This window comes from Pseudoxanthomonas sp. UC19_8, from assembly GCF_042700505.1.
Lineage (GTDB): Bacteria > Pseudomonadota > Gammaproteobacteria > Xanthomonadales > Xanthomonadaceae > Pseudoxanthomonas_A > Pseudoxanthomonas_A winnipegensis.
On the sequence record NZ_CP170559.1, the window covers coordinates 1,388,584 to 1,411,112 of the forward strand.

Here is a 22,529-nt window from a genome sequence, read left to right on the forward strand (position 1 = left end):
CCTGGCATGACGCGATGAAGACTCCCCCCGGCCTGCTGGCCTTGATCGACGATGGTGTGATCGACGAGGTGCTGCGACCGCTCAAGAGCGGCAAGGAAGCCTCGGTGTACGTGGTGCGTGCCGGCGACGAAGTGCGCTGCGCCAAGGTCTACAAGGACATGGCCCAGCGCAGCTTCCAGCAGCGCGTGCAGTACCAGGAAGGGCGCAAGGTGCGCGGCAGCCGCGAGGCCCGCGCCATGGGCAAGGCGACCAAGTACGGCCGCAAGCAGGCCGAGGTCGCCTGGAAGAACACCGAGGTCGATGCGCTCTACCAGCTGCGCGACGCCGGTGTGCGCGTGCCCGAACCCTTCGGCTACTTCCACGGCGTGCTGGTGATGGAGCTGGTGACCGATGCCGAGGGCTTCAGCGCCCCGCGCCTGGGCGAGGTCGAACTGGAAGCCGACCAGGCGCGCGCGTTCCACGCCGTGCTGATGCGCCAGGTGGTGCGCATGCTGTGCTGCGGCCTGATCCACGGCGATCTGTCCGAATACAACGTGCTGGTCGGCCCCGACGGCCCGGTGGTGATCGATTTCCCGCAGGTGGTCAGCGCCGGAGGCAACAACGCGGCGCGGCGCATGCTGCTGCGCGACGTCAACAATCTCACCGCCAGCCTGGGACGCTGGGCGCCGGAGCTGCTGGACACCTGGTATGGCGAGGAGATGTGGGCGCTGTTCGAGGCCGGCGCGCTGCAGCCGGACACGGTGCTGACTGGCGAGTTCACGCCGGATACGCGCACCGCCGATCTGGACGGCGTGCGCGAGGCGATCAACGAGGCGCGGATGGAGGCCATGATCCGCCAGCAGGGGCGCGAGGCCGCCGCCGAGGACGATTGAGCCGGGCATCCCGGCGGGCATGACTTCGGATGGATGCAGCGGCGGCGGTTTGCTGGCACGCTGCGGCGGTTTCCCTTTCCGCCAGGCCTGCCATGTCCCGTTCCCGTCTGCTCGTCTCCACCCTGGCGCTTGCGCTGGCCTGCGTGTCCCAGGCGCACGGCGCCGAGCTCAGTCCCGTGACCAAGCAGACCGGCCTGCCGCGCACGCCGGAGCAGCTGGCGGTGAGCTTCGAGCACGCCGACCTGGGCTTCAAGGTGATTCCCGACCAGCGCCGGATCGAGGGCGATGCGACGCTGACCTTCAAGGCGCTCTCCCCGCTGCAGGCGCTGGTGGTCGATCTGGATCCGGAATACGCGGTCAGCCGGGTCGAGGTGGACGGCAAGCCGGTGGCCCGCGAGGCCTGGCAGAACCCCGAAGGCCGCATGCGCGTGACCCTGCCGCGGCAAGTGCCGGCCGGGGGCAGCGTCAAGCTGCGCGTGGTCTATGCGGGCCAGCCGCACGTGGCCAAGCGCGCGCCGTGGGACGGCGGCTTCGTCTGGGCGACCGCGCCCACCGGTGAGCCGTGGGTGGCTTCGGCCATCCAGGGCGAGGGCTGCGATCTGCTGTGGCCGTGCATCGACCATCCGCAGGGCGAGCCCGCGCTGGTGGACGAGCACATCACCGTGCCCGCGCCGCTGGTGGCGCCGGGCAACGGCGTGTTCCTCGGCATGCAGGAGCGCAACGGCTGGCGCACCTACCACTGGCGCGCCAAGAACCCGGACACCTACGCCATCGCCCTGGACGTGGGCCCGTACGAGCAGCTCAGCGGCAGCTACAAGAGCCGCTACGGCAACACCATCCCGCTGGCCTACTGGTATCTGAAGGGCGACAAGGACGCGCAGGCCAAGGCGCTGTTCGACGAGCTGCCCAAGATGCTGGACTTCTTCGAGAGCCAGATCGGCCCGTATCCGTTCGGCGACGAGAAGGTGGGCGTGGTGCAGACCCCGCACCTGGGCATGGAACACCAGACCATCAACGCCTACGGCAACGACTACAAGAAGGACAAGTACGGCTACGACTGGCTGATGCAGCACGAGTTCTCGCACGAGTGGTTCGGCAACCAGCTGACCAACGCCGACTGGGACGACATGTGGCTGCACGAGGGCTTCGGCAGCTATATGCAGCCGCTGTACTTGCAGTACCTGCGCGGCGAGATGGACTACCACGCCGCGCTGCTGGACCAGCGCGCCGCGGTGACCAACCGCGTGCCGATCGTCAGCGGCAAGTCGCAGACCGAGGAGGCGGTCTACAACCGCGAGCACGGCGCGGGTCTGGACATCTATTACAAGGGCTCGCTGATGCTGCACACGCTGCGCTCGCTGATCGGCGACGAGGCGTTCTTCACCTCGATCCGTCTGGCGGTGTACGGCAGCGCGCATCCGCGCCCGGGCCACTTCAAGCCGCGCTATGTCTCGACCAGGGACTACATCGACATCGTCAACAAGGTCACCGGCAAGGACTACGGCTGGTTCTTCGACGTGTACCTGTATCGTGCCGCGCTGCCGGAGCTGATCGCCGAGCGCGATGCCGGCGGCCTGTCGCTGCGCTGGAAGACGCCGGACGATCTGCCGTTTCCGATGCCGGTGGACGTGCGTATCGGCTCGACCAGCGGGCGCACCGTCACCGTGCCGATGACGGACGGCCGCGGCCACGTCGCGCTGCAGGACAACGACCTCTACACGCTGGACCCGCAGTCCAAGCTGCTGCGTGAGGAACCGCGCTTCGCCGCGGCGGTCAAGGATGCGGCCGAGCGCAAGGCGGCGGCGGACAAGGCCGCGGCCGACAAGAAGACGGACAAGCCCAAGCCCTGAACGGACGCGCCGGCGCGAGGCGATAGACTGGTCCGCATGACATGCCTGGGAGGGACTCATGTTCAAGCGCGTATCGCCTCGTGCCGGCCTGCCGGTGTTGCTGTTGATCGCCGCGATGAGCGGCAACGTCTCCGCGCAGACGCCCAGCGCCGAACAGGTGCAGGCCATGCAGCGGCAGCTGGCCGACTGGCCGCAGCTGTCGCGCTATCGCGATGAGAACGCGGCGCTGGCCGCGCCGGCGCGCGGTGAGCGGCGCGTGGTGTTCTTCGGCGATTCGATCACCGAAGGCTGGGGAAAGACCGGGAGCGAGACGTTCTTCCCGGGCAAGCCCTACGTGAACCGCGGCATCTCCGGGCAGACCACGCCGCAGATGCTGGTGCGCTTCCGCCAGGACGTGATCGATCTCAAGCCTGCCGTGGTGGTGATCCTGGCCGGCACCAACGATATCGCCGGCAATACCGGGCCGGCCACGCCGCAGATGATCCAGGACAACCTGGCCTCGATGGCGCAGCTGGCCAAGGCCAACGGCATCGCCGTGGTGCTGGCCTCGGTGCTGCCGGCCAGCGACTACCCGTGGAAGCCCGGCCTGCAGCCGGCGCCGAAGATCCGCGCGCTCAACGACTGGATCAGGCAGTACGCCCAGCGCACCGGCGCGGTGTATCTGGACTACTACAGCGCGCTGGACAACGGGCAGGGTGGCCTGGATGCGAAGGTCTCCGGCGACGGCGTGCATCCCAACGCGGCCGGCTATGCGGTGATGGCGCCGCTGGCCCAAACGGCGGTGCAGCGCGCGCTGCAGCACGCGCGCTGACGCAGGCTGCGGTCCGTCAGCGCTGTGGCGCTTCCGGCGGGAGCGCCGTGCAGGTCTTGTCGTGGGGGTCCTGGGCGAGCGTCAGCGTCGCCCGGTCCATGCCCTTGGCCCAGAAGGCGTTGCCGGCATCGTCGGCGTAGCGCGCGCCATCGGCGGCGAGGGCGGGCTTGAGCACCAGCAGACGCGCGTCCAGCGTCACTTCGGCGCGCGCCTGGCCGAAGAAGGCCACGGCGATGCGGGTGTCTTCGCAGTCGTAATCCGCGTGGCGGATCGGCGTGTCGGGCGGTGAGGCGTCCGGCGCTGTCTGCGGCGATGGAGCGGGAGCGGCGACTTCCGGGGTCTTGGTGGGCGTGCAGGCGGCCAGGGCTGCGGACACGGCGATGGGTGCCAGCAGGATCAGGGATCGCAACGCGGAGCGCTCCTGCCGCTGTTGCGGCGTATCGAACCAGGGGCCAGCCTAGCCGGGCCTGCCTGGCGCAGGATGATTGGTGGATGAAGCGGGCGGGATCGTGCGCGGGGCTGGAGTTCGGGCGGCAAACAGGCTTCTGTCTTGCTTCACCCGCTGATCCGCCGCTCCTTCAGGTCGTCATTCCCGCGAACGCGGGAATCCAGCTTTTGCCTTTGCTTCTGCTTCGAATGCTTCGCACCAAGCAACCCGCGACCTGATCCAACCTCCTTCCGGCCTCCCCCTGCTGCGCAAGGGGAGGGGCGGAGCGCGCGGGCTCAGGTGTAGGCGATCATCCGGCCGGCGACCAGGATGGTCGGCCACGCCAGCAGCGAGAGCGCGGCCATCGCGCGTCCCAGCGGCGGCGGGCGATGGCGCCAGGCGTGCAGCCTTCCGCCGAAGCACAGGCGGAAGGCCAGCGCATTGATCACCGCCACGGCGACGGCGATCAGCTTGAACTGCATCATGCGGTTGCCGAGCAGGGCGGTGGCGTCGGCGCTGAACAGCATCACCCCGGTGACCACCAGCACCAGCAGCCCGACGATGCCCAGCGGCGTGAGCAGGCGCGAGACCTGTTCCAGCTCCAGCCGCCGGCCGAAGCCCAGCAGGCGCAGATCGAGCAGGCCGATGCTGCCGAGCAGCAGCACCAGCCCGCCCAGGTGCAGCACGTTGGCGAAGGGATAGCCCCAGTCGGCCCGCATCCACTGGCCCAGCGCGGAGGCTTCCAGCTGCTGGGCCCGAGGCCATGACGTCCATGCTGGTCTCGCGAGATCAGCGCAGTTCGATGGTCTTGCCGTCCACGGTGATGCGTTCGGCGCGCAGTTCGGCCGTGCCGTCCAGGCGCGGATAGCCTTCGATCGTGACGGTCTTGCCGACTACGAGTGCGCCGTCCGGCAGGCCGCGCGAGGCCATGCGGCTGATCGGTGCCAGCACCGCGTTCCAGCGCTTGCCCTGGTAGTCGACGCCGACTTCGGCATGCGGGTTGCGGTACTGCACCTGGGCGAGCGGTGCGGAGATCTTCAAGGTCTTGTTGGCGTCATAGCTGCTCCAGCCGTGGTGGGCCAGGGCGGGCAGGGCGATGAGCGCGGCGAGCAACACGGGCAGACGACGCATGGCGCAACTCCGGGCGGTGTCGGGTGTGTGCCGGTGATAGCACGCGTGCGCTTGGGTTCCTGGCAAATGCGCCGCTGCGGGCATGACAATCAGGTCAGGCCCGGATCGACTGAGGATTCAGGCCTCGGGCGTGGCGTGCAGGGCGACATTGAGCTGGTCGACCACCACCGCCCAGTCGGCATCGTCGATGCGTTCCTCGCGCAGCAGCTGGGCCTGGGCCGGCGACCAGAACGGGGCCTCCTCCAGACGCATGGCATCGGGCAGCGGCGCGTGTTCGGCGATGAAGGCGCGGATGCTGCGCTCGTCCGAGGCCAGGCCGAGCTGGGCGAACAGTTCGGAAAAGGGATGGACGGTCTGTTCCATGGTCAAGCTCCGCAAGGTGAAAGGAGAGGGTGACGGCGCCGGCGTCAACGCGGGATCAGCGCCCGGGGCCTAGAGCGAATTGGCGATGCGCTGGCGCAAGGCCGCCAGGGCCTGCGCATCGAGCGCGCCCAGCACGCCGCGCCTGGCTTCCGGGATATGCGCGGCCGGGTCTTCCTCGTCGAAGACGTAGTGCTCCAGCAGCGCCCGCCAGGCCTGACGCTCGTGCGTGGGCAGGCCGGCGAAGGCCAGGCGCGCATGCAGCAGCGCCACGATCCCGGGGCTCGGCGCACGGCCATCGGCCAGGGGCGGCTGCCACCAGAAGTTCACCAGCGCGTTCAGGCGCTCCAGCGAGGCGACGTGGTGCCACCACAGCGGCGGCAGGTACAGCGCATCGCCGGGCGCCAGTTCGGCGACCAAGGCGTGTTCGCGCGCCTGGGCCAGGCGCGGGAACTGCGCCGTGTCATCGTCCAGGTCGGCCAGGCTGATCGCCGCGCCGGTCGGCGCGAAGTCCAGCGGGCCGATGTAGAGATTGCGCACCTGCTCCGGCGCGAACACGCTGAAACGCCGCCGCCCGCAGACCACCACGGCGATGTTGTGGAAGGCGTCGAAGTGCGCCGGCGTGGTGACCCGGTTACCCAACCACAGCCGCGGCGCGATGGCGGCCGGCAGGCCCTCGATCGCATGGTCGGCCAGTATGCCAGGCAGGCAGCCGGCGATCGGTGCGCTCTGCAGGGCCACGCCGTGTACCGGGCCTTCGCGGCGGCTGTACTGCGCCAGCCGGGTCAGCACATCGGTCACCGACACCTTGAAGTGCTGGTAGTTGAAGCCCTCCAGCGTGGCGTCGTAGCCGACCAGGCCGTTGGCCTCCGGCGGCATCAGCAGCGTGTCCACCGCCGCGCCGCTGTCGTGCGCGGCCAGCAGCTTGGCGAACTCGGTGTCCGAGCGCCGCGCCGCCTGCACCATCGGCCAGTGCGCGCACAGGCCGCGCAGGACCAGCGGCGTACCGCGCTCGACCAGCATGGCCGGGTCGACCGCGCCGGCGTCGCGGACTTCTTCGATGGCAGACGGCATGCGCGGGCGGCCCGGCGGCGGTGGAGCCGTGCATGCTAGCGAAACCGCACCGATCCGGCCGGGCGCGGGCGTCTGGCCCGCGCGGCTCGCTGCGGATTCATCTGGATCGGCGTAGGGTCGGGGACTCGTCCACAGGCAGGAGACGGCCATGGCCACCGGTTGGGCCAACGATGGCGCGGTGCAGGACCAGATCGATGCGACGGTGAAGGACGCGATCCAGCGCGCCCGCAGCCAGTTGCCCAGCGGTCCCGGGCTGACCCATTGCGAAGAATGCGATGCCCCGATCCCGAAGGCGCGACGCGACGCCATTCCCGGCGTGCGCCTGTGCGTGCAGTGCCAGGCCGCGCACGATGCCGAGCAGAAGTCCGCCAGCGGCTACAACCGCCGCGGCAGCAAGGACAGCCAGCTGCGCTGAGTCAGCTGCCGGCGATGCGCTGCGCGTCGCGCCAGCGGCGGATGCCGCGCTGGAAGAACCAGTTGTTGGGCACCTGCACCGAGGTGGCCGGCGCGCCGTCGCCGGCCGCTTCTTCCTGCAGGGTGGTGTAGAGCAGGTTGACGTCGATCACCTTGCCCTTGATGCCGGGCTTCTCGCCGTTCTCGAGCAGTTCCACCGTTTCGTACAGGCGGAACGGACGCACGATGAAGATCAGGAACGTGCAGAAGATATTGGACAGCACGCTCCACGCGGCGAAGAAGGCCACCGCGCCCACCGTCGCAAAGCCGGTGAACGCCGTCCACAGCACGGTGCCGGACACGCCAAGACGCTCCAGGATCAGCAGCGTGGCCGCCATCAGCAGCACGGTGTTGAGCACCCGGCGCACGCCCATGGCCAGTTCGGGCGGCAGGTCGTAGCGTGCCGCGGCGCGGCCGATCAGGCGCTTGAGCAGCAGCTGCAGCAGCCGCGTCAGCAGCAGGATCAGCAGGACCTGCGCGACGGGCAGGATCACGCCCAGCCAGTCCTGCAGCAGCGGGGGAAACGGGATCTTCATCTTCGCCACAACGGATCGCACAAGCGGTCGACCATGATGCCAACCCTGCGCAGGGCCGGCAAAGCTGGCGATCGCGGGTCCGCTGCGCACACCGGCGCGAGGCTGCGCCGGTGCGCCAGCATGAAGCTCACTCGGTGATCGGCGTGCCGATCGGGCCCAGATAGTCGAGCTTGCCGACGGGCACGCCGTGGTGGCGCAGGATGTCGTAGGCGGTGACCACGTGGAAATAGAAGTTCGGCAGGCCGAACTGCAGCAGATAGTCCACGCCTTCCAGGCGCGTGCCCAGCTTGCCGAACTTCAGCGTGATCTCGCGCGTGGCGCCGGCATCGACCTGTTCGGGCGTCAGCGAGGCCAGATAGTCGGCGGTGGCCTGGATGCGCGCCTGCAGCTCCTCGAAGGTCTGCTCGGTGTCGGCCAGCTTGGGCGAGGGCACGCCGGACAGGCGCTCGCCCGTGCCCTTGGCGGTGTCGCTGACGCGCTGCACCTGCGCCGCCAGCGGCAGCATGTCCGGTGCCAGCCGGCCCTGGATCAGCGTGGCCGGGTCCAGGCCGGCCTCGGCGGCGTGGCGCGCGCCGCGTTCCAGCACATGCGAGAGCTGGCGCAGGCCGCGCTGCAGGGACGGGATGGCGACTTGGTAAAGGGACAGCGACATGGTGTGTTCCGGGCTGGAGATGAGCGCGCAGCCTAGCGCCGTCCCCACGCCCACGCAGCGCCCATCACGAAGACGCGGCGTTGCAGGCCGATGGCCTTGTGTGAACGCAAGGCCGAGCCGCGCTGCAGCCGGGCGTGGCGACGGGCACAATCGGACGATGCGCCACGTGCTCCCCCTGTTCTGCAATGCCCTGGCCCTGCTGCTGTTCGGCATCGGATTGACCGGGCCTCTGGTGCCCAAGGGCGGCACGCCCGGCTGGTGGGTCCAGATGGGCTTCGGCGCCGCGCCGATCGCGCTGCTGTTCGTCTGCGGCTATGCCGCGCGCGGCTGGCCGGCGCGGATCGCCTTCGTGCTGCAGGGCGCCGTGCTGCTGGCGGTACTGCTGGCGATCCTGTCGATCCAGGCCGGCGCGTTGGGACTGCCGCCGCCGCGCTGACGGCGGCGGGCGCCTCACGGCATCTGCGGCTGCAGGCCCACGCCGAGCCGGTTCCAGGCGTTGATGGTGGCCACGGCCATGGTCAGGGTGGCGATGGCTTCCTCGTCGAAGTGCGCCTGCAGCGCCTGGTACGCGGCCTCTTCCGGTTCGCCCGAGGGCAGGGTGGTCAGGCCCTCGGCCCAGGCCAGTGCGGCGCGCTCGCGGGCGTCGAACAGGCGGCTGTCGCGCCAGGCCGCCACGGTATCGAGCTTGCGCGGCTCCACGCCGGCCTTGCGCAGCGCCGTGGCATGCATGTCCAGGCAGTAGGCGCAGCCGTTGAGCTGGGAGACGCGCAGGAATACCAGTTCCACCAGCGCGTGTTCGAGCACGCCCCCGTGGACGTGCTGGCTGAGCGTCAGCAGCGCTTGGGTGGCCTTGGGCAGATGGCGGGTGTAGTCGATGCGGGCGAAGGTGGTGGCGCTCATGCGCAAGATCCTTTCAGCGTGGCGACCGACAGGGCCGCCTTCCCTGCAAGGACGCGCCAGAGGTGGCTCGCGTGACAGCTCCGGCGTCTCCTTCCGCACAGGGGAGGTTGAAGAAGATCGTCGCCAGGTTCGGACCCAGACACGCACGGTCGGCGCTACGGGCGGCCCGACTGGACCGCCACGGCGGCCAGCTTGTCCGGATTCATCAGGGTCAGGATGTCGCTGATGCGCTCGCCGTCGCTGACCAGCATGGTCAATGAATGCAGCCGGCCGTCCACGAAGCGCAGGATCGCCGGCTCGCCATCGACCCAGCCCACGCGCGCCTCCACCTGGGCGCCACGCCGGGCGATGGCCCAGTACAGCCGCGCGATGCGCTCGGCGCCCAGCAGCGGGCGCAGCGCGGCGGTGACCTTGCCGCCGCCGTCGGATACCAGCCGCGCATCGGCGCGCAGCAACGCGGCGATGGCCGCCTGGTCGCCGGACTGCGAGGCGGCCATGAACGTCTCCAGCAGGCGGCGATGGCGATCGGCCGGCACCTCGAACCGCGCGTGCCCGGCCTGCAGCCGCGCGCGGGCCCGGTGCACCAGCTGCCGGCAGTTGGCCTGGCTGTGGCCCAGCAACGCGGCGATCGCCTCGTAGTCGTAGTCGAACACTTCCTTGAGCAGGAAGGCGGCGCGCTCGTCCGGCCCCAGCCGCTCCAGCAGCGCCATCAAGGCCCAGGACACCGATTCGGCCTGCTCGGCGCGTTCGGCCGGGTCGGGGGCCAACGCCACCTGCAGCGGCTCGGGCAGCCATGGGCCGACGTAGTCGGTGCGGGCGTTGCGCACCGCGCGCAACCGGTCCAGCGCCAAACGCGTGGTGGCGGTGACCAGCCAGGCCTCCTCGTCGCGGATCTCCTCCTGCGCCGCGCCCTGCCAGCGCAGCCAGGCCTCCTGGACCACGTCCTCGGCCTCTGCGCGGCTGCCCAGCAGGCGATGGGCCAGCGCCAACAGGCGGGAACGGTGCGTTTCGAAACGGATGGCGGGTCGCATGAGTCCCAGGACGCGGGAGCGGGCGCCGGTGTGACAGCGGGGCCGGCGCGGCAGTTTGGCCTAAAATGTCCCGATTCCTCACTTCCCACCGCTAGCGTCGAGCCAGCCATGAACCTCCACACCCATGCCGCCCCGCCGGCGTCCACCGCGCCGGTGTCGATCCGGCAGGAAGACCTGATCCAGTCCGTGGCCGATGCGTTGCAGTACATCAGCTACTACCACCCGGTGGACTACATCAAGAACCTCGCCGCCGCCTACGAGCGCGAGGAATCGCCGGCCGCCAAGGACGCCATCGCCCAGATCCTGATCAACTCGCGCATGTGCGCCGAAGGCCACCGCCCGATCTGCCAGGACACCGGCATCGTCACCGTGTTCCTCGAGATCGGCATGAACGTGCGCTGGGACGACGCCACGATGGGCGTGGAGGACATGGTCCACGAGGGCGTGCGCCGCGCCTACAACGACCCGGACAACAAGCTGCGCGCCAGCGTACTGGCCGATCCGGCCGGCAAGCGCATCAACACCCGCGACAACACGCCGGGCGTGGTCAACGTCAAGGTGGTGCCGGGCAACAAGGTGGAGGTGATCGTGGCGGCCAAGGGCGGCGGCTCGGAGGCCAAGTCCAAGTTCGCCATGCTCAACCCGTCCGACTCGATCGTGGACTGGGTGCTCAAGACCGTGCCGACCATGGGCGCCGGCTGGTGCCCGCCGGGCATGCTGGGCATCGGCATCGGCGGCACCGCCGAGAAGGCGATGCTGCTGGCCAAGGAAGCGCTGATGGAGCCAATCGACATCGTCGACCTGCAGGCCCGCGGCGCCTCCAACCGCGCCGAGGAGCTGCGCCTGGAGCTGTACGAGAAGGTCAACGCGCTGGGCATCGGCGCCCAGGGCCTGGGCGGCCTGACCACGGTGCTGGACATCAAGGTCAAGGACTACCCGACCCACGCGGCCAACCTGCCGGTGGCCTTGATCCCCAACTGCGCCGCCACCCGCCACGCCCACTTCACCCTGGACGGCAGCGGTCCGGTGATGCTCGACCCGCCCTCGCTGGAGGACTGGCCCACGCTGACCTACAACCCGCAGGGCGCGCGCCGTGTGGACCTGGACACCATCACCGCCGAGGAAGTCACCACCTTCAAGCCCGGTGAGGTGCTGCTGCTCAACGGCAAGCTGCTCACCGGCCGCGATGCGGCGCACAAGCGCATGGTGGACATGCTCAACCGCGGTGAGACGCTGCCGGTGGACCTCAAGGGCCGCTTCATCTACTACGTCGGACCCGTAGACCCGGTGCGCGATGAGGTCGTCGGCCCGGCCGGCCCGACCACGGCCACGCGCATGGACAAGTTCACCCGGCAGATGCTGGAGCAGACCGGCCTGCTGGGCATGGTCGGCAAGGCCGAGCGCGGCCCGGCGGCGATCGAGGCCATCCGCGACAACAAGGCGGTCTATCTGATGGCGGTCGGCGGTTCGGCCTATCTGGTGTCCAAGGCGATCAAGGCCGCGCGCGTGCTGGCCTTCGAGGACCTGGGCATGGAGGCGATCTACGAATTCGAGGTCAAGGACATGCCGGTCACCGTGGCGGTGGATGCCACCGGCGAGTCGGTGCACAAGACCGGCCCGCGCCAGTGGCAGGCAAGGATCGGCAAGATTCCGGTGGTGGTCGAACCGGCGTAAGCGCTGCGGCGCCAACGCGTGCAGGACAGCAGGGCCGGCGTGCATACTCCGGCCCTGTTCGTTTGCGGCAGGAGGGGTGGTGAAAGCATGGATCCTGGCGGCGTGTCTGCCGCTGCTCGCCGCCTGCGCCAGCACCGATCCCGGCGTGTCCGAGACCACGTTGCTGCGCCCGGCCACCCCGCAAGGCCAGGCCTGCGCGCGCCAGTGCGACACGCTGCGCGCGGCCTGCACCGGCGCGCCGATGCACAGCGCGCCCGCCACGCTCGGCGGCGCCCGCTCCGATCCCAAGCCGACGGCGGCCTCCTGCGCCACCACGCACCGCGACTGCGTGCTGGACTGCGGTGGCCGCCTGGTCGGCGACTGACCCCCCACGCAGGCCGCCTCCATGACCGACGCCGTTCTCTACTACAGCCCCAGCACCGCCAGCCTGGTCGTGCATTGGCTCCTGATCGAACTGGACATCCCGCACCGGCTGGAGCTGGTCGATTTCGACACCCGCGCGCAGCGATCGCCCGAGTACCTCCGGCTCAACCCGCAGGGCCGCGTGCCCACGCTGGTGCTGGACGGGCAGGTCCTGACCGAATCGGCCGCCATCGTCATGCACCTGGCCGAGCTGCATCCGCAGGCCGGCCTCGCCCCGGCCGTGGGCACGCCGGAGCGCGCCGCGTACTACCGCTGGCTGTTCTTCTGCACCTATACGCTGATGCCGGCGTATCGCAGCTGGTTCTATCCGGACGAACCGGCGGGCGAGATCAACATCGAACCGGTCAAGGCCGCCGCGCGCGTTGCGCTTGAGTACGCCTGGCAGCAGGTGGCCGACCATCTGGAAGCCAACGGCCCCTACCTGCTGGGCGAGCAGCGCAGCGCGGCCGATTTCGTGCTGACCATGCTGATGCGCTGGTCGCGCTACATGCCGCGGCCCACCGACGATTGGCCGGTGCTCAAGGCGTTTGCGGCGCGGATGAAGGCCTTGCCGTCCTTCCACGAGACCTACCGCCGCGAAGGCATCACCGACTGGCAGTAGCTCCGGTCCGTTGCCACAGGGAGGGTGACGATGGGAAACGGTCTGTCGATTCGTGCCGTGGCGATCCTGCTGTGCGCCTCGGCGCTGAGCGGTTGCTGGGCCGACAAGGTGCATCGGCCGGCTAGTGCGGCCGGTGCCGTCTGTGCCGAGCAATGCGACCAGCAGCGCCTGCAGTGCAATAACGCGGCCGAGTCCTTGGCGCTGAGCGCGCGGGGCAGTTGCCAGGCGCAGCGGGATCACGTCGAGCAGCGGTGCTCGCCCTGGGTGAAGGATGCGGACAAACAGCGCTGCCAGCGAGCGAACAATCCGGGCGGCCCGACATGCGTCGATCCCAGTCCCGATTACGCCAGCTGCACCAGCACTTGGCGCGGCTGCATCACCTCGTGCGGCGGCTGGTTCGAGTAACCCTCAGTCCGCCAACAGCGCCAGCACCTGCTCCGGCGGTCGGCACAGCCGCGTCCCGCGTGCGGTGATCACGATGGGGCGGTTGATCAGCACCGGATGGCGCAGCATGGCCTCGATCAGCCCCGCATCGTCGATGCCCGGATCGTCCAGGCCCAGCTGCGCATACTCGGGCTCCTTGCGGCGCATGAGTTCGCGCAGGGGCTGGCCGGTGGCCGCCAGCGTCGCGGTCAGCGTGGCCCGATCCGGCGGGTCGTTGAGGTAGTCGACGATATGCGGCTCGATGCCGGCCTGGCGGATCAGCTCCAGCGCCCCACGCGAATTGCCGCAGCGCGGGTTGTGCCAGATCACCACGGTCTGCGGATCATGGCTCGGCGTCTGGCTCATCGCGCGCCGCCCCCGCGCAGCCGTGCGGAACGCGGTGGCTCGGTGCCGGGATCGTGCATCGCGGAGTTCCTTGAGAAGGCCTGGGACGGCCGACCATTCTACGTGCCACCGGGGAGAGGTCCGCGCCGAACGGGCGCACGACCAGGCCGGTCTTCCTGACGCCATGTTTCCAGTCGCTGCGCGACAGTGGGCGACATCCGGTCGACAGGAACGCTGCCATATCCGCCTCAGACAGTCCCATAGCCGTTCTCCCGGCCGGCACGCAGGCGCCGGATTTCAGCCTCAATGCCACACCCGACCAGGCGCTCGCGCTGCATGAGCTGAGCGGCCGGCCGGTCGTGCTGGTGTTCTATCCGGCGGACTGGAGCCCGGTCTGCGGCGACGAGCTGGTGCTGTTCAACACCGCCCTCCCGTTGATCGCCAAGTCCGGGGCCACGGTGCTCGGCATCTCGGTGGACAGCGTCTGGTGCCACCAGGCCTTCATCGCCGACCGCAAGCTGGGGTTCGAGCTGCTGTCGGACTTCGAACCCAAGGGCGCCGTCGCCCGACGCTACGGCGCCTACGATGCCGAGCACGGCTACTGCAAGCGCGCCCTGTTCGTGATCGATGCACAGGGCACGATCGCCTGGAGCTATCTCTCGCCCACCGCGATCAATCCCGGCGTGGACGGCGTCCTGGACGCGCTCGACGCCCTGCCCAAAGGCTGAAGGCCGAGCCGGCCGCACAAGGAGACTCCCATGTCCACGCTTCGCATCCCGGTCGGCCCCGACGACCACGCCCAGGGTCCGGCCGATGCGCCGGTCACGCTGGTCGAGTACGCCGACTACCAGTGTCCGTACTGCGCCCAGGCCTTCCCGGTCGTGCGCCAGCTGCAGGCCCGCTTCGGCCACGACCTGCGTCTGGTGTTCCGCAATTTCCCGCTGAGCCAGGCCCATCCCCAGGCCTTGCCGGCTGCGCTGGTGGCTGAATTCGCCGGCCAACACAGCAAGTTCTGGCCGGCCCACGACGCGCTGTTCGAAAACCAGGACCGGCTCGGCGGGTCGCTGTACGCCGAGCTCCTGGAGACCCTGGGGCTTGGGGCCGATGCGCTCGAGTCGGCGCTGCAGTCGCGCTCGCTGCTCGAACGCGTCCAGGCCGACCTGGACGGCGGCCTGCGCAGCGGCGTGAACGGCACGCCGGCCTTCTTCCTCAACGGCCAGCGCTACGACGTGCGCAGCGGCTTCGACGAGCTGGCGGCGCCGATTGAGGCGTTGATCGCCCAGTCGAGGGCTTGAAGCGCGCTGGCGCGCCGCTGCGCGCCAGCGCCGGGCCTCAGTACCACTCCAGCAGCGAGATGCCCAGGCCGATGTAGGTGGCCTTGTGGTTGTAGTCGATCAGGCTCTCGCCATAGCCGTGGAAGATCTCGATATGCCCGCGCAGGTTGCGGTCGATCGGGAAGCCCCAGGAAGCCTGCAGCGCGCCATGCGACTGGTCGCCGCCGCGCAGTGAGTGCCGGCCCATCAGCGAGAACTCGTGGCCATCGTGGCTGTAGGTCAGCGTGGCGTCGCCGCGGCCCATGTAGTTTTCGATGTCCGGATTGTCGTCGTCGTGGCCCTCCGGGATGCGGTACCACGGCCGCACCACCAGCGCCCAGTTGTCGCGGTCGAAGCCGATCATGCCGATCACCCGGTTCCAGCTGCGCGAGAGCGGGTCGCCGCGGCCGTTGGACTGGTGGTTGAGGCTCAGCCCGGCCAGGCGCCCGTGCCAGTCGCCGAGTGAATAGTTGGTGCGGAACACCATCATCACTTCCGGCTCGTAGTTGGTCTCGCGGAACGGGCGCGAGGCCTCGCTGTTGTAGGTCTGCCAGCGCGAGCTCTGCGTATAGCCGCCCCAGATGTCGCCGTTGTCGCCGAACAGGTTCTCCACGAACTTGGTCTTGAAGCTCAGCTGGAACTTGGTCTCGATGCTCTGCAGGTCCTGCGCCACGGTCACCGTGTTGTCCGGATTGGGCGAGGAGGGCATCTCGTTCTTCTTCGACGTCCAGAACGCCGGCAGCAGGTACACCGGCTTGTAGGCGCGCATCTGGAACACGCCCAGCTTGGATGCGGCCGCCAGCTCCCAGCGCGAGTCCAGCAGCGAGCCCTTGCCCGCATTGGCCAGCACCGCGTCGTAGTCGTCGTCGGCGTACATCGAGCCGCCGCGGCGCTTGGCCTTGGCGCTGCTGGCGTCCAGATCCTTCTGCTCCTTGGCGATGCTGGCCGCCGCATCGGCCTGCGCGGTGCTGGGCGCCACGCGCTTGATCGCAGTGTCGTAGCAGGCCAGGCGCTGGGCGTCGACGGTGATCAGACCGCAGGCCTCGACCGAGGCCGGGGTAATGGTGGTGGTGCCGTCCTGGGCAGCCGCCGCGCCAGGCGCGGCGGCAACGCACAGCAGGGACAAGAGTCGGGGCAGGGGGTGCGGGCGGCTCATAGCTGTGACCTGATGGGAAGGATGAGGGTTTCGAACAGTTTCTCCCGCAGCGGCCGTGTGCGCCAGCGCTGCAGGGAATAAGGCGTGGCCTTGGCCAGATCGCTCTCGTACAGCGCCGTCATGCGTTCGGCCAGCGCCGGGTCGTAGACGTTGAGGCTGGCCTCGTCGTTGAGCCGGAACGAGCGGATGTCGAAGTTGGTCGAGCCCACCGACACCAGCAGGCCATCGACGATCAGCAGCTTGGTGTGCAGCATCGTCGACTGGTACTCGCTGATCTGGATGCCGGCTTCCAGCAGCGGCCCCCAGCTGGCCCGCGAGGCCAGCCGCACCGACAGCGAATCGATATGCGGACCGGGCAGCAGCACACGGATGGCGACGCCGCGCGCCCGCGCCTCCAGCAGCGACCGGGTGATCAGCGCATCGGGGACGAAGTAGGCCGCGGCCAGGTCGATCGTGCGCGTGGCCGCGGCGATGGCCAGCAGATACATCAGATGCATGCTCTCGCTGCCGCCGGAAGGCGAGGCCAGGAAAAGCTGCGCCGGACTCTCGCCGACGGGATCCAGCAGCGGGTAGAAGGCCTCGCCATCGAGCACCCGGCCGGTGGACTTGATCCAGTTGTCGTTGAAGGCGGTCTGCACCTGCGCCACCACCGGGCCTTCGATGCGGTAGTGAGTATCGCGCCAGTGCTCCGGATCCTGCGCCTGTCCCAGCCACTGGTCGGCCACGCCGACTCCGCCGGTGAAGCCGATGCGCCCATCGATCACCAGCAGCTTGCGATGGGTGCGGTTGTTGATGCGCTGCAGGTTGTACCAGACCAGCGGGCGGTAGCGATGGACCTCCACGCCGGCCTGTTCCATCTCCTCGACCAGGGCGCCGGTCCATCTTCAGGCTGCCGCCCCAGTCGATGGTCACCTTGACCTGCACGCCTTGCCGGGCGCGCTCGGCCAGCGCCTGGCTGAACTCGCGTCCGATCCGGCCCGACCAGTAGATATAGGTCTCGAAGGTGATGGTCCGCCGGGCGCCGGCGATGGCGTCCAGCATCGCCGGGAAGATCTCGTGCCCGTTGTTGAGCACCTCGATGCGGTTGCCCGGGGTGATGGCCGGGCCGAGCAGCACGGACATCTCGCGCATGAACTGCGGATCGTCCACACCATGGCGATGCGGCGGCACGTGCTCGAGTTTTTTCTCCGGCGTGGCGAAGTTCAGCGCGAGCAGCACCACCACCAGCGTCAGCACCACCGCTGCCGCGATCATCCAGGTCATGCGACCGACATCCCCAATCCCCGCAGGCCGCCTTGGGCCCAATGCGGCGGGATTCTGGCAAAGCCGCCTTCACGCGTTGCGTGAAGGCGTTGGGACCTTCCGGGAGATCGAGGGCAGGCCTAGTAGAACCAGGCGATCAAAAACACCGCCAGCATCGCGAAGGCCAAGCCCACCTTGAGCACCACGCCCACAACCAGCCCGACCCAGGTCGCCAGCCCGACCTTGCCGGCCTGGCGCAGCTCGCGCCCGTGGATCAGCTCGCCAACCAGCGCACCGGCGAAGGGCCCGACCAGCAGTCCCAGCGGCATGAAGAACAGGCCCAGCACGGTGCCGATCACCGAGCCGATGATGGCCAGGCGACTGGCGCCGACCCGCTGCGCGCCCATCGCGGTGGACAGCACATCCACGGCCAGCGACAGCGCGGTGAGCAGGCCCAGCACGGTCAGCGTGACCCAGCCGACCTGCTCGAATCCGCCGGCCCATGCCGCAAGCAGCATGCCGGCGAAGGCCAGCGGAAGTCCCGGAAGTACCGGAAGCACCACGCCGAGCACGCCGGCCAGGATCATCAGCGCCGCCAAGACGTACATCGCCGTCTGTAATTCCACTTATTTTTCCTTTAGGAACATGGGGTTATGATTTTATGAACGTGCGTTGAAGGGCGTTGCTTTTTCATATTGGCCGCGCTACTGTCAAGCCGCTGCGTTTGCCAAGGTCACCGTGAATCGTGGCCTGATGCGGTAGATCCAAAGATCCGCTACATCGTCGTACCTCGGCTCCTCCTTGCAACCAGCCGCCCGACCCGGCGTACCCAACCCCTGTTCCAAGGAGATCCGCAATGGCAGACCGCGAAACCGGAACCGTGAAATGGTTCAACGATGCGAAGGGTTTTGGCTTCATCAGTCGTGAGAATGGCGAGGACGTGTTCGTGCACTTCCGCGCCATCCAGACGCAGGGCTTCAAGAGCCTCAAGGAAGGCCAGAAGGTGACCTTCACCGTCGTCCAGGGCCAGAAGGGCCTGCAGGCCGACGCTGTCCAGCCTGTCTGAGCCCGCGCGGGTCGTTCCCCCGCGACCAGGCGCAAACGAAAAAGCCCGGCGGAAGCCGGGCTTTTTCGTGCCTGCCATTCGGCTGCCGACAGGTCAGCGGATCACCACACGGCCATTGACCACGCGCACGTAGGTGTTCTCGGTCACGCCGCCCAGGTCGCGCTGGTTGATCACGATGGTGCGGCCATCGTCCATGCGCACGGTCACGTCATAGGTATCGCCGGTGACGCGGTCCTGGATCGCGTTGCCGGCCAGCGCGCCGCCCACCGCGCCGGCGACGGCGGCCACGTTCTTGTTGCCCTTGCTGCCGCCGGTCTCCTTGGAGATCTCGCGGCCGGCGACCGCGCCGACGATGCCGCCCAGCACCGCACCGGTGCCGGTGGGCGCGCTGCGGTTGGAGGAGACCGGATCGATGCGGGTGACGATGCCGCAGTCGGCGCAGTAGCGCGACGAGGCGGGCGGATAGGAGGAACCGCGGTAATCATCGCGGTAGCCATAGTTCGGGCTGGTGGTAGCGCAGCCCGCCAGGGTCAGCACGCCAGCGCTCATCAGGACGAGAGTTTTGAACTGCATCGGATGACTCCTTCGCCCCGCGGGCGTGCCAGGTGGAATGCGGCAAGCGCCGCGTGCCCGGCATCGTGTTGTCATCGCCATGAACGCGGCATCAATTGAAACCGCTTGCCACGGGCCCGACCGAAGGCCTCATCAGACGCCGTTCATCCTCCGCCGCCGGTCAGTGCGCGAAGTCGTCGTGGCAGGCCTTGCAGGCCTCGCCGATGCGCGCGACCACGGCCTTGGTGTCCGGGCAGCCGACCGGCGGCGCCGACAGCGCGCCGTCCAGCGTCGCCCGCAGCTGGCCGGCATGGGTCACGAACCTGGAGTCCTCGGCCAGATCGGGGAACGCAGTTTCCAGATCGTTGCTGACCGCGCGCAGCGTCTGCAGCCGGGGCAGAGCGTCGCTGGCCGTGCAGCGGTTGGCGGCCAGATTCGCCTTGAGCACATCGGTCTGCTTGGCCATCACGTGCATCACGCTATGCGGGAACGGATCCTGCCGCGCCTGCAGCGCGCGCATCCCCATCACCGTGATCACCCCGCCGACCAGCAGGCCGAGCAGGAACAGGAACAGGAAACGGGATGCTTGGCTGGCCACGGGGCGTGCTCCTTGGGACGGTGTGATCGATGGTACGACGGCCGAAGCCGCGCTCCTACAATAGCGTCATGAACGCCGCCGCCTCGCCAACTGTCAGCCCTGTCACCACCCTGTGGAAAGAACGCTTCGCCGGCGTGGACCGCCTCTACGGCGTCGGCGCGGTCGAACGCCTGTCCCAGCGCGCGGTCGCGGTGATCGGCATGGGCGGGGTCGGCTCGTGGGTGGTCGAGGCGCTGGCACGCAGCGGCGTGGGCAGGCTGGTGCTGATCGATGCCGACGACATCTGCCTGTCCAATACCAACCGCCAGCTGCCGGCGCTGGACGGACAGTACGGCCGCAACAAGGTCGTGGTGATGGCCGAACGCTGCCGCGCGATCAATCCGGAGATCCAGCTGGAGGTCGTCGAGTCCTTCCTGACCTCCTCCAACCTGGAGGCGCTGCTTGGCCAGCCGCTGGACCTGGTGATCGATGCCTGCGACAGCTTCCGCACCAAGGTCGAGACCATCGCCTGGTGCCGCCGCCGCAAGCTGCCGATGATCACCGTGGGCTCGGCCGGCGGGCGAACCGACGCGACCCAGGTCCGCGTGCGCGATCTCTCGCGCACCGAGCACGATGCGATGCTGGCGCTGGTCCGCAAGAAGCTGCGCGCCGAGTTCAACTTTCCGCGCAATCCGCAGCGCTACTTCGGCGTGTCGGCGATCTACTCCCTGCAGAACGTCCAGTACCCGCAGGCCGATGGCAGCGTCTGCGGCTTGCGGCCGGTGCTGGGCGCCGAGGCGGCCTTGAAACTGGACTGCGGCGCCGGCCTGGGCGCGGCCACCCACGTCACCGGCACCTTCGCTTTCGCCGCGGCGGGGCGGGCCATCGAACTGCTGCTCAAGCCGCGCAAGGAAGAAACGCCCGCCACCGTGTGAGGGTGGGCCGCCTTCCCATCGGCGGCCGGGACATCGTGAAGCGACGCGGGAACCGTGAGCCTTGGGCGCCGGCAGTTGGGACCCCCTGGGCAGGGCTCAGTCCCGAAGTCCGAACAGCCGTGTGGCGTTATCGGACGTAACCCGTGCGACCTCTTCATACGGCTGGTCGCGCAGCTCGGCGATCACCTCGCACACGCGCGCCAGACGCGCCGGCTCGTTGCGCTGTCTGCGGTGTTCGGCATCGGGCTGATCGGGTGCATCGGTTTCCAGCAGCAGATGCTCCAGCGGCATGCGCGCGGCCAGGCGGCGCAGGCGCTGGGCGCGCTCGTATGTCACCGGTCCACCCAAGCCGATCATGAAGCCGTTGTCCCACAGCTGCCGGGCCTGTTCCTCGCTGCCGGCATAGCTGTGCACCACGCCACGCAGCCCGCCGACCTTGCGGACCGCCACGATCACCGCTTCCACCGCGCGCCGCGCATGCACGATCAGCGGCAGGTCGAACTCCCGCGCCAGCGCCAACTGGCCCTCGAAGTAAATCTGCTGCGTCTGGTGGTCCAATCCCTCGACGAAGAAATCCAGCCCGCACTCACCGATGGCCACAGGGCGCTCGCGCTCGATCCATTCGCGCAGCAGATCCAGATGCTCCGGCGCGTGGGCCTGCAGGAATATCGGATGCAGGCCATAAGCCGGATACAGCCCCGCGTGCTGGCTACACAGCCTGCGCAGCGCCGGCCAGCCAGCCGCATCGATCGCCGGGACGACCTGGCGTCGCACGCCGGCCGCTAGGGCACGGGCGATGACTGCGTCGCGATCGGCGTCGAACTCTGCGGCGTCGAGGTGGCAGTGGCTGTCGGTCAGCACGCGATCAGCGTGCCGAGCGCGGCCGGGTGTCCAGCGACGGCTGGGCGCGGCGGTCCTTCCAGTTGGCCAGCAACAGCGTGCCCAGGCCCAGCAGGATCTCGTCGACGAAAGGAATGAAGTCCGGTACCGCCAGGTCCACCACGAACAGCAGCGCGGTGAGCTTGAACAGGGTGGGGTGGCGCAGCCGGCGCGCCCAGCGCAGCAGCGGGGAAACGAGAGGGCTTGGCATGACGGCCTCGCAGCGATCTGGATCTGGAAACGCTAACACGGCGTCGCCTGGCACGGCGTTTAGCCGCTAGCGGGGTTCGGCTGTGTCGTTCGGTGCCTTGTTCAGCTTCATGCGACAACAATCCAGGCCAACACAGTGCGGGCAAGGCCCGTGATGGAGAGGCGTCATGAAGAACACCACCACCCTGATCCTGGTTGGCGCTGGGGCGCTGCTGTTCGGCGGCGTTGCCACTGCGGCTTACATGAACCACCGGAGTTCGGCGGAGACCTTCGCCACCGCGCCGCAGGGCGAGCTGGCGGCGACCACGCCGCTGGAGAACGGCGATGCCTTGCCGGCCAGCGCGGTGCCCACGGGCACGCAGGTCGATTACGCCGATATCGTCAATGTCGTGCCGATCACGCAGAAGGGCACGCTGTACGCCACGGTGATCGGCACCGATCCGGTGCGCGAGACCACCACGACCACGACCCCGCGTGAGGTCTGTGAGGACGTGGTCGTTAACGACCGTCTGCCCGAGCGCGACGGCAATGTCGGCGGCACCGTCGTCGGTGCGCTGGTCGGCGGCCTGGTCGGCCACCAGATCGGCGGCGGTCACGGTCGCGACCTGGCGACCGCCGCCGGCGCCGTGGCCGGCGGCTTCGCCGGTAACCGCATCGACCGCAACCACGTCGGCGGCCGCGTCGTGCAGCGCACCGAGCGCCAGTGCCATACCGAGAACGCCACGTCCGAGTCCTCGCGCGTGACCGGCTACAACGTGACCTATCGCAACCCGGATGGCACCACCGGCACCATGCGCATGGACCAGAAGCCCGGCAGCCGCATCGCCATGGGCAAGTCCAGCGAGGTCACCGGCTACAACGTGACCTACCGCTACGACGGCGCCGAGAAGACCGTGCGCCTGGACCGCAAGCCCGACTCGGACCGCCTGCCCGTGATCGACGGCCGCGTGGTCACCCAAACCGCCGCGCTGGATTCCAGCCCGCGCGGCTGAGGTTCCCAGACAACAAGGGCGACAAGCAGGGCCGGCTCGAAAGA

Annotated in this window: 30 protein-coding genes and 1 pseudogene; 14 read left to right on the forward strand and 17 right to left on the reverse strand. The window is 69.0% G+C overall.

Annotated elements, in window-relative coordinates; translation table 11 throughout:
• Positions 1-14: 14 nt before the first annotated feature.
• The 3 genes from ACFJIT_RS05945 to ACFJIT_RS05955 all read left to right on the forward strand — a co-directional run bounded on the left by ACFJIT_RS05945 (position 15) and on the right by ACFJIT_RS05955 (position 3,533).
• A complete protein-coding gene (locus ACFJIT_RS05945; RefSeq protein WP_130517991.1) occupies positions 15-872 on the forward strand; it encodes a PA4780 family RIO1-like protein kinase in 858 nt (285 codons plus the stop codon).
• A gap of 92 nt (positions 873-964) precedes the next feature.
• The gene (locus tag ACFJIT_RS05950; RefSeq protein WP_379655328.1) at positions 965-2,722 is read left to right on the forward strand and encodes a M1 family metallopeptidase; all 1,758 of its coding nucleotides are present in this window, start codon (positions 965-967) and stop codon (positions 2,720-2,722) included.
• 115 nt (positions 2,723-2,837) lie between these two features.
• On the forward strand, positions 2,838-3,533 hold the full coding sequence (locus tag ACFJIT_RS05955; protein ID WP_379655733.1) for an SGNH/GDSL hydrolase family protein: 696 nt from the start codon (positions 2,838-2,840) through the stop codon (positions 3,531-3,533).
• Between the two features lie 16 nt (positions 3,534-3,549).
• On the opposite strand, the gene ACFJIT_RS05960 is transcribed toward ACFJIT_RS05955, so the two are convergent.
• The 5 genes from ACFJIT_RS05960 to ACFJIT_RS05980 all read right to left on the reverse strand — a co-directional run bounded on the left by ACFJIT_RS05960 (position 3,550) and on the right by ACFJIT_RS05980 (position 6,525).
• Positions 3,550-3,942 (reverse strand): MliC family protein, encoded by a 393-nt coding sequence (locus ACFJIT_RS05960; RefSeq protein WP_379655329.1) that lies wholly within the window; start codon positions 3,940-3,942, stop codon positions 3,550-3,552.
• 314 nt (positions 3,943-4,256) lie between these two features.
• Positions 4,257-4,679, reverse strand: coding sequence for a hypothetical protein (locus ACFJIT_RS05965; RefSeq protein WP_379655330.1), 423 nt, complete (start codon positions 4,677-4,679; stop codon positions 4,257-4,259).
• Positions 4,680-4,749: 70 nt separating this feature from the next.
• Complete coding sequence (locus tag ACFJIT_RS05970) at positions 4,750-5,091, reverse strand: DUF6152 family protein (protein WP_379655331.1); 342 nt, start codon at positions 5,089-5,091, stop codon at positions 4,750-4,752.
• 117 nt (positions 5,092-5,208) lie between these two features.
• On the reverse strand, positions 5,209-5,454 hold the full coding sequence (locus ACFJIT_RS05975) for a DUF2789 domain-containing protein (RefSeq protein ID WP_130518002.1): 246 nt from the start codon (positions 5,452-5,454) through the stop codon (positions 5,209-5,211).
• Between the two features lie 69 nt (positions 5,455-5,523).
• Positions 5,524-6,525 (reverse strand): cupin-like domain-containing protein, encoded by a 1,002-nt coding sequence (locus ACFJIT_RS05980; RefSeq protein WP_379655332.1) that lies wholly within the window; start codon positions 6,523-6,525, stop codon positions 5,524-5,526.
• Positions 6,526-6,673: 148 nt separating this feature from the next.
• On the opposite strand from ACFJIT_RS05980, the gene ACFJIT_RS05985 reads away from it, so the two are divergent.
• Positions 6,674-6,940, forward strand: a complete 267-nt coding sequence (locus ACFJIT_RS05985) for a DksA/TraR family C4-type zinc finger protein (RefSeq protein ID WP_130518006.1) — start codon at positions 6,674-6,676, stop codon at positions 6,938-6,940.
• Between the two features lies 1 nt (position 6,941).
• On the opposite strand, the gene ACFJIT_RS05990 is transcribed toward ACFJIT_RS05985, so the two are convergent.
• Positions 6,942-7,514 (reverse strand): mechanosensitive ion channel family protein, encoded by a 573-nt coding sequence (locus ACFJIT_RS05990; RefSeq protein ID WP_130518009.1) that lies wholly within the window; start codon positions 7,512-7,514, stop codon positions 6,942-6,944.
• A 127-nt stretch (positions 7,515-7,641) separates the two neighbouring features.
• Positions 7,642-8,166 (reverse strand): DUF1993 family protein, encoded by a 525-nt coding sequence (locus tag ACFJIT_RS05995; protein WP_306991681.1) that lies wholly within the window; start codon positions 8,164-8,166, stop codon positions 7,642-7,644.
• A gap of 157 nt (positions 8,167-8,323) precedes the next feature.
• Here ACFJIT_RS05995 and ACFJIT_RS06000 point away from each other — a divergent pair, with 157 nt between their 5' ends.
• Positions 8,324-8,602 carry a hypothetical protein gene (locus ACFJIT_RS06000; RefSeq protein WP_130518013.1) on the forward strand — a complete coding sequence of 93 codons (279 nt, stop codon included), beginning with the start codon at positions 8,324-8,326 and terminating at the stop codon, positions 8,600-8,602.
• A 14-nt stretch (positions 8,603-8,616) separates the two neighbouring features.
• On the opposite strand, the gene ACFJIT_RS06005 is transcribed toward ACFJIT_RS06000, so the two are convergent.
• Both ACFJIT_RS06005 and ACFJIT_RS06010 read right to left on the reverse strand, forming a co-directional pair.
• On the reverse strand, positions 8,617-9,066 hold the full coding sequence (locus ACFJIT_RS06005; protein ID WP_337052704.1) for a carboxymuconolactone decarboxylase family protein: 450 nt from the start codon (positions 9,064-9,066) through the stop codon (positions 8,617-8,619).
• 155 nt (positions 9,067-9,221) lie between these two features.
• Positions 9,222-10,097, reverse strand: coding sequence for an RNA polymerase sigma-70 factor (locus ACFJIT_RS06010; RefSeq protein ID WP_337052703.1), 876 nt, complete (start codon positions 10,095-10,097; stop codon positions 9,222-9,224).
• A gap of 108 nt (positions 10,098-10,205) precedes the next feature.
• Between ACFJIT_RS06010 and ACFJIT_RS06015 the strand changes: the two genes are divergently transcribed.
• From ACFJIT_RS06015 to ACFJIT_RS06030, 4 genes are all read left to right on the forward strand, one after another.
• Positions 10,206-11,771 carry a fumarate hydratase gene (locus ACFJIT_RS06015; protein WP_130518019.1) on the forward strand — a complete coding sequence of 522 codons (1,566 nt, stop codon included), beginning with the start codon at positions 10,206-10,208 and terminating at the stop codon, positions 11,769-11,771.
• 79 nt (positions 11,772-11,850) lie between these two features.
• Entirely contained in the window at positions 11,851-12,135 is a 285-nt protein-coding gene (locus tag ACFJIT_RS06020; RefSeq protein WP_130533213.1) for a hypothetical protein, read from the forward strand.
• Positions 12,136-12,156: 21 nt separating this feature from the next.
• Positions 12,157-12,795: a glutathione S-transferase family protein gene (locus ACFJIT_RS06025; protein ID WP_337052702.1), complete on the forward strand. Its 639-nt coding sequence runs from the start codon at positions 12,157-12,159 to the stop codon at positions 12,793-12,795.
• Positions 12,796-12,825: 30 nt separating this feature from the next.
• Positions 12,826-13,200, forward strand: a complete 375-nt coding sequence (locus ACFJIT_RS06030) for a hypothetical protein (RefSeq protein ID WP_337052701.1) — start codon at positions 12,826-12,828, stop codon at positions 13,198-13,200.
• 3 nt (positions 13,201-13,203) lie between these two features.
• On the opposite strand, the gene arsC is transcribed toward ACFJIT_RS06030, so the two are convergent.
• Complete coding sequence (gene arsC / locus ACFJIT_RS06035; protein WP_337052700.1) at positions 13,204-13,584, reverse strand: arsenate reductase (glutaredoxin); 381 nt, start codon at positions 13,582-13,584, stop codon at positions 13,204-13,206.
• Between the two features lie 239 nt (positions 13,585-13,823).
• Between arsC and ACFJIT_RS06040 the strand changes: the two genes are divergently transcribed.
• Both ACFJIT_RS06040 and ACFJIT_RS06045 read left to right on the forward strand, forming a co-directional pair.
• Positions 13,824-14,291, forward strand: coding sequence for a redoxin domain-containing protein (locus tag ACFJIT_RS06040; RefSeq protein ID WP_379655734.1), 468 nt, complete (start codon positions 13,824-13,826; stop codon positions 14,289-14,291).
• Positions 14,292-14,321: 30 nt separating this feature from the next.
• A complete protein-coding gene (locus ACFJIT_RS06045; protein WP_337052699.1) occupies positions 14,322-14,858 on the forward strand; it encodes a thioredoxin domain-containing protein in 537 nt (178 codons plus the stop codon).
• Between the two features lie 37 nt (positions 14,859-14,895).
• Here ACFJIT_RS06045 and ACFJIT_RS06050 read toward each other — a convergent pair whose 3' ends face one another.
• The 3 genes and pseudogenes from ACFJIT_RS06050 to ACFJIT_RS06060 form a co-directional block, all read right to left on the reverse strand.
• Positions 14,896-16,032, reverse strand: a complete 1,137-nt coding sequence (locus ACFJIT_RS06050; RefSeq protein ID WP_337052698.1) for a phospholipase A — start codon at positions 16,030-16,032, stop codon at positions 14,896-14,898.
• Positions 16,029-17,295, reverse strand: a pseudogene (locus ACFJIT_RS06055) (phosphatidylserine/phosphatidylglycerophosphate/cardiolipin synthase family protein). The gene ACFJIT_RS06050 and the pseudogene ACFJIT_RS06055 overlap by 4 nt, the downstream one beginning before the upstream one ends.
• 119 nt (positions 17,296-17,414) lie before the next feature.
• A complete protein-coding gene (locus tag ACFJIT_RS06060; RefSeq protein WP_379655333.1) occupies positions 17,415-17,900 on the reverse strand; it encodes a DUF456 domain-containing protein in 486 nt (161 codons plus the stop codon).
• 230 nt (positions 17,901-18,130) lie between these two features.
• Between ACFJIT_RS06060 and ACFJIT_RS06065 the strand changes: the two genes are divergently transcribed.
• Positions 18,131-18,340: a cold-shock protein gene (locus tag ACFJIT_RS06065; RefSeq protein ID WP_130518035.1), complete on the forward strand. Its 210-nt coding sequence runs from the start codon at positions 18,131-18,133 to the stop codon at positions 18,338-18,340.
• A 93-nt stretch (positions 18,341-18,433) separates the two neighbouring features.
• On the opposite strand, the gene ACFJIT_RS06070 is transcribed toward ACFJIT_RS06065, so the two are convergent.
• Both ACFJIT_RS06070 and ACFJIT_RS06075 read right to left on the reverse strand, forming a co-directional pair.
• Complete coding sequence (locus tag ACFJIT_RS06070) at positions 18,434-18,913, reverse strand: glycine zipper 2TM domain-containing protein (protein ID WP_337052696.1); 480 nt, start codon at positions 18,911-18,913, stop codon at positions 18,434-18,436.
• A gap of 160 nt (positions 18,914-19,073) precedes the next feature.
• Entirely contained in the window at positions 19,074-19,490 is a 417-nt protein-coding gene (locus ACFJIT_RS06075) for a hypothetical protein (RefSeq protein WP_130518039.1), read from the reverse strand.
• 68 nt (positions 19,491-19,558) lie between these two features.
• Here ACFJIT_RS06075 and ACFJIT_RS06080 point away from each other — a divergent pair, with 68 nt between their 5' ends.
• Entirely contained in the window at positions 19,559-20,404 is an 846-nt protein-coding gene (locus ACFJIT_RS06080; RefSeq protein ID WP_337052695.1) for a tRNA threonylcarbamoyladenosine dehydratase, read from the forward strand.
• A gap of 96 nt (positions 20,405-20,500) precedes the next feature.
• Here ACFJIT_RS06080 and ACFJIT_RS06085 read toward each other — a convergent pair whose 3' ends face one another.
• Both ACFJIT_RS06085 and ACFJIT_RS06090 read right to left on the reverse strand, forming a co-directional pair.
• The gene (locus ACFJIT_RS06085) at positions 20,501-21,265 is read right to left on the reverse strand and encodes a TatD family hydrolase (RefSeq protein ID WP_337052694.1); all 765 of its coding nucleotides are present in this window, start codon (positions 21,263-21,265) and stop codon (positions 20,501-20,503) included.
• Between the two features lie 4 nt (positions 21,266-21,269).
• The gene (locus ACFJIT_RS06090) at positions 21,270-21,494 is read right to left on the reverse strand and encodes a DUF6116 family protein (RefSeq protein ID WP_130522698.1); all 225 of its coding nucleotides are present in this window, start codon (positions 21,492-21,494) and stop codon (positions 21,270-21,272) included.
• A gap of 166 nt (positions 21,495-21,660) precedes the next feature.
• Between ACFJIT_RS06090 and ACFJIT_RS06095 the strand changes: the two genes are divergently transcribed.
• Complete coding sequence (locus ACFJIT_RS06095; RefSeq protein WP_130518045.1) at positions 21,661-22,485, forward strand: glycine zipper 2TM domain-containing protein; 825 nt, start codon at positions 21,661-21,663, stop codon at positions 22,483-22,485.
• Positions 22,486-22,529: the final 44 nt, after the last annotated feature.